The sequence below is a fragment of the Lysinibacillus sp. GW821-FHT14F06 genome (assembly GCF_058803665.1).
This window is the reverse complement of the sequence record NZ_JBXAPF010000064.1, coordinates 1-4,270: the sequence shown is the minus strand read 5'-3', so window position 1 is coordinate 4,270 and position 4,270 is coordinate 1. Positions and strand designations below refer to the sequence as shown.

Below are 4,270 nucleotides of genomic sequence, written 5' to 3'. Positions count from 1 at the left end.
AATCAAAGGGCTCCACAGGGCGATTATGGCGGTAATAATCAACCAAATTATCCGAGGGTTGATGAAGATCCGTTTGCAAACAGTAGGGGTCCGATTGAGGTATCTGAGGATGACTTGCCATTTTAAAAATAGGGGGATTTTACCATGTTCAAAATGTTTAAAGCTATATTACGAACTGCTGGCAAAACGCCAGAGGATATTAAACAAATGTATGATGGCTCCGTTGGTCCAGAACCTAGTGAGGAAGAAATACAGGGATATATCGATGTCTATAACAAACTAGATGGTATAGAGGTTGTTGTATATGATCGCAGTAATATGGGCGTAGCCGATTATGGGTTATATGTATGGCAAAAAGAGGATGACGAAAGAATTAGGGAATTATTTTACCAAGCAGAACAAGACCCTTACTTTGGCACTTATGTTAATGAGCGTGATGAATTTATAAAGGATTGGGAAGCGGAAGAATATGAATTTGGTCCTTCTCCTACATTTGGAGCTGATGATGTAGAAATCATCGAAGAAATTCAGCTAAAGAGTACATCATGAGTCGTTGCAAAAGATGTAACAGACCTTTAAAAAGCGGTGAATCCATAATACGACGATATGGGTTCACTTGCTGGCAACGGCATTTGGATGATTTGGAAGAGGAGTTTTTGAAAAATCAGCTCACCATTTATGACTTGTTAGAAGCGGAAAATCAAGAAGAAATGAGGACACAGGATGTTTCATAATCAATCAACTAAACAGCGTGCGAAATCAGTAACACATGCTAACCGTGGCAAATTTTTAGAGCGTGTCATTGATATGGCTAATGAAAAATACCGCAATGCAGGGTTAGCCGATATTCGCAAAATACCCACACCTATACAGGTGACAAAGGATAAAGGCCAAACAGTTGAGGGACGAAAGGAAAAGCCGGAATGGGTGGACTATGCAGGTGTATGTAATGGACGAGCGGTAGTATTTGATGCAAAGGAAACGAAGGGCAAAAGTTTTCCGCTTCAAAATTTACATGAGCATCAATATGAATTGCTCCGCTCCTGGTATGAGAAGGGGGCTATATCCTTCTTACTCGTTTATTTCAACGAGCTGGACAAATACTATCGCTTGCCATTTCCACCACTTCAAGCGGCCTGGTTAGGTGCAAGAAGAGGTGAACGAAAATCAATTCCACTTGTAACGTTTGAAGAAAGCGCTAGTGAAGTCAAATCTATGGATGGGTATACATTGCATTATTTATTGCCATTTATCGAAAGTAGGTGGTAAGAGTGCTGCAAGGAAAATGCATTGATACAGGTGCTTGTACCAATTTAAAAGTGGGAGAGGAATATTACCTTTTCCCACATGGTGGATTGGCTTATAACGTAAGCAGATTTCCACATCCGGGTGCTCATTTCGGTACCTACCAAAAGAGCCGCTTTGAATTAGTAGATGCTTCTATGGAAGTGCCAGTACAAATAGCAAGCAAATATCTAGCTCGTGTAGTTAAGCCGCCTTCGCACTTCTACAAAATTGGTGAAGAATACATTATCACAGATCCGAAAGCAAACGGCTATTACAGTGTTTTTTTGAAAAGTCGTCCGAATCATGGTCCAGTTGGTTCGTATAGGTCGAATTATTTTGAAATGATTGAGCCTTATGAAGCAACAGAAGCGGCTGTGATCAAAGATAAATCGGATACAGTGCATGCATCTCAGAATGTTTTCGCGGCCGGCAACATCGTAGAAATTATAAATGAATCACTTATAAGACGTAAACATTATGAAAATGGTAAACAAGCAACCGTGGTAGAAAACTTTTATGGTTGTATATCAATTCAACTAAACGAGCAGCCAGTAGATAAAAAGGTCATAGGTAGCGTGCTTTTAGTAGGTGATGAACTACAGGCAATTAAAAAAGTTGTATCAGATCCTGTACTAAAAGAAACGGATATGCCAAAAAAGGTCCGAAAAAAGACGGAAACTGTGAACGAACCAGGCAAAAAACAAAAATATGAACAATTGAGCTTATTTTGAGATAAAGGTGATGAATATATGAAAGCTATCACAATAAAGCAACCTTGGGCGAGCTTAATCGCCCTTGGTGAAAAGAAATTTGAAACACGCTCATGGCAAACAAAGCATCGTGGTCAGATTGCTATACATGCAGGTAAAAGTGTTGATAAAAAAGCATTTGAAACTTTTGCAGAAGTCTTTAAAGATCATGGTATTAAAACAGTAGATGAATTACCAGTAGGGGCAGTAATAGCCACTGTTAATTTAATAGATTGTCATAAAGTCATCAATGAATTTCCGATAGAAGCATGGACTACAGGGCCAAACATTAGAGGTCGAGAATTTTATTTTGGTGACTACACAGAAGGTCGTTATGCATGGGAATTATCAAATTTACAGGTGCTAGCAGAACCAGTGCCAGCAAAAGGCAAGCTAAGTCTGTGGGAATGGGATGAGGAATAGTTGAACAATATTGTGCAGATGAAAGGATGAATTAGTTGGATTTCAAAGTAAATGCTAATCAAAATGTAAAAGTTAAACTAACTGATTTTGGTATTTCTGTTCTTAAAGAGCGACACGATGAATTAAACAATTTCATAAAACAACAAGGTGGAAAAGGGCTAGAGAAATTCGAATTACGATTAGACGAAGAAGGTTTTTATAGAACTCAACTATGGAGTTTGATGAATGAATTTGGTCACGTAATGAGTATGGGATACGAGTTACCTTTCAACCTTAATATCATAATCACAAACGGTGAGCCGATTACTGAATGATTTGAGTACCAGGTAATGTTCGTGTATGGATCCTGAAAATTTTATTAAGATCCATACCATTGTTCGGAAATGAAAGAAAATGTCCAATAGAAAGGAAGAATGGGAATGGCTATTGGGGATAAAATGAAAGCTCTAAGAGAGAGTAAAGGATGGACGCAAAAGCTTACTGCTGAAAAAATGGATGTCTCCCCTCAGATGTACAATAACTATGAAAAAAATAAAACTAATCCGTCTTTAGAGATTTTAAAGCGTGTATGTGATTTATATAACACTGATTTAAATACTCTGGATGATGGATATTCTCAAGAAGTATTTACAGGAGGGAAAACCTTTATGGAAGATTCATTTAGACACTATCTAGTAATAGAAACGCGAGATTTGAGCGCTGAACAGCTTCAAGAAATTTTGAATAACAATACTAATGATTATCCAGAAAAGCAGATTGATTTTGTTGTTGGTACGAAAATCATTTTAGGTTATGGGTCTATTTTAAATGCTCACGGTAGATCAGAAGCAAGGTTGCGATCATCCTTAAAGCTGAGTTCAAATGCGGTGAGTAACAACAGCACTTATTAATCAATCGAAATATTTTGGTTAGAAAGGTTCGGTTATATGGATAATTACATTGTTTGTTCTAGTTGTTTGATACCTTCGAAAATTAAAGGGAACTTACCGGATGTTCTTTATACCTATATAGCCAATGACTCACATATAGGATGGCATTACACACTAACAAACAATCGAGAAAATGCGTATGTGTTTGATGAATCTGAAAAGGCAATCGCTGAATTTTTATCTGATTGTTGGAAGATGCAAATAAAGAAACTGATTTAATGAACATTTGAACAATATTGTTCAGCAAAATAAACAAAATGCGGAATAAAAAAGGGAGTGTATGAAATGAAAAAATATACGTGTATAAAAGCATTACAAGTAGAGAAGTACGGTGATGAAGGGGAGTCATTGAACGAAACAATCGAGATTTCAGAAGGTACTGTTTGGCAAGAAGAAGAAACGCCATATATTGTGGCTGGTAATGACCGTATCAGACTAATTGGAATAGGTAAAGTTTACGGTAGTAGGCTTGAAATTTATCAAGAACAATTGAATGATCACTTCATTGAATACGAATTAGATAAACATTTTAAGGAGCTTACAAATAAATATGGTTATAACAAAGGCACTCTAATCTTTCACGGGATGCCAGCAGAAGAAGTAACTACAATGAGTGACGAAGATGCAGATGGTGCAGTTGAAGCAATGCCGTACTTTTTATAAATGAAATATTTTGTCCAGTAAGAAATATCATGCAGAGGAATGAGTTAAATGACCGCTAATCAAGATGAAAAATATGTAGATGAAATGCGTAAACATTTAGGTGATGCAATCATACACAGTTGGGGAAATCGAAAAAGTAGAAGTTACTGAATCAACAGTCTACGATAATAGAATTTTCTTCAATGATGAATACGAGGAATTATTAGAAATTCTAGAGGG

General features: G+C 36.9%; 8 protein-coding genes and 1 pseudogene. All 9 read left to right on the top strand.

The genetic code is table 11. From position 1 onward, the window contains the following. Window positions 1-126, top strand: a pseudogene (locus tag AC1RNS_RS26315) (single-stranded DNA-binding protein); the annotation flags it as partial. An 18-nt stretch (window positions 127-144) separates the two neighbouring features. Then, a complete protein-coding gene (locus AC1RNS_RS26310; RefSeq protein WP_492996760.1) occupies window positions 145-549 on the top strand; it encodes a hypothetical protein in 405 nt (134 codons plus the stop codon). Continuing rightward, complete coding sequence (locus tag AC1RNS_RS26305; RefSeq protein WP_492996759.1) at window positions 546-734, top strand: DUF6011 domain-containing protein; 189 nt, start codon at window positions 546-548, stop codon at window positions 732-734. The genes AC1RNS_RS26310 and AC1RNS_RS26305 overlap by 4 nt, the downstream gene beginning before the upstream one ends. After that, complete coding sequence (locus AC1RNS_RS26300; RefSeq protein WP_492996758.1) at window positions 724-1,269, top strand: Holliday junction resolvase RecU; 546 nt, start codon at window positions 724-726, stop codon at window positions 1,267-1,269. The genes AC1RNS_RS26305 and AC1RNS_RS26300 overlap by 11 nt, the downstream gene beginning before the upstream one ends. A 2-nt stretch (window positions 1,270-1,271) precedes the next feature. Continuing rightward, window positions 1,272-2,018 (top strand): hypothetical protein, encoded by a 747-nt coding sequence (locus tag AC1RNS_RS26295; protein WP_492996757.1) that lies wholly within the window; start codon window positions 1,272-1,274, stop codon window positions 2,016-2,018. Window positions 2,019-2,036: 18 nt separating this feature from the next. Further along, the gene (locus tag AC1RNS_RS26290; RefSeq protein ID WP_492996756.1) at window positions 2,037-2,459 is read left to right on the top strand and encodes an ASCH domain-containing protein; all 423 of its coding nucleotides are present in this window, start codon (window positions 2,037-2,039) and stop codon (window positions 2,457-2,459) included. Window positions 2,460-2,494: 35 nt separating this feature from the next. Further along, complete coding sequence (locus tag AC1RNS_RS26285; protein ID WP_492996755.1) at window positions 2,495-2,773, top strand: hypothetical protein; 279 nt, start codon at window positions 2,495-2,497, stop codon at window positions 2,771-2,773. A 105-nt stretch (window positions 2,774-2,878) separates the two neighbouring features. Continuing rightward, complete coding sequence (locus AC1RNS_RS26280; RefSeq protein ID WP_492996754.1) at window positions 2,879-3,349, top strand: helix-turn-helix domain-containing protein; 471 nt, start codon at window positions 2,879-2,881, stop codon at window positions 3,347-3,349. A gap of 324 nt (window positions 3,350-3,673) precedes the next feature. Next, window positions 3,674-4,051 carry a hypothetical protein gene (locus tag AC1RNS_RS26275; protein WP_492996753.1) on the top strand — a complete coding sequence of 126 codons (378 nt, stop codon included), beginning with the start codon at window positions 3,674-3,676 and terminating at the stop codon, window positions 4,049-4,051. Window positions 4,052-4,270 lie beyond the last annotated feature (219 nt).

Coding starts and splice junctions, on each gene's coding strand:
- AC1RNS_RS26310 (WP_492996760.1), top strand. CDS start 145: ATGTTCAAAATGTTTAAAGCTATATTACGAACTGCTGGCAAAACGCCA.
- AC1RNS_RS26305 (WP_492996759.1), top strand. CDS start 546: ATGAGTCGTTGCAAAAGATGTAACAGACCTTTAAAAAGCGGTGAATCC.
- AC1RNS_RS26300 (WP_492996758.1), top strand. CDS start 724: ATGTTTCATAATCAATCAACTAAACAGCGTGCGAAATCAGTAACACAT.
- AC1RNS_RS26290 (WP_492996756.1), top strand. CDS start 2,037: ATGAAAGCTATCACAATAAAGCAACCTTGGGCGAGCTTAATCGCCCTT.
- AC1RNS_RS26280 (WP_492996754.1), top strand. CDS start 2,879: ATGGCTATTGGGGATAAAATGAAAGCTCTAAGAGAGAGTAAAGGATGG.
- AC1RNS_RS26275 (WP_492996753.1), top strand. CDS start 3,674: ATGAAAAAATATACGTGTATAAAAGCATTACAAGTAGAGAAGTACGGT.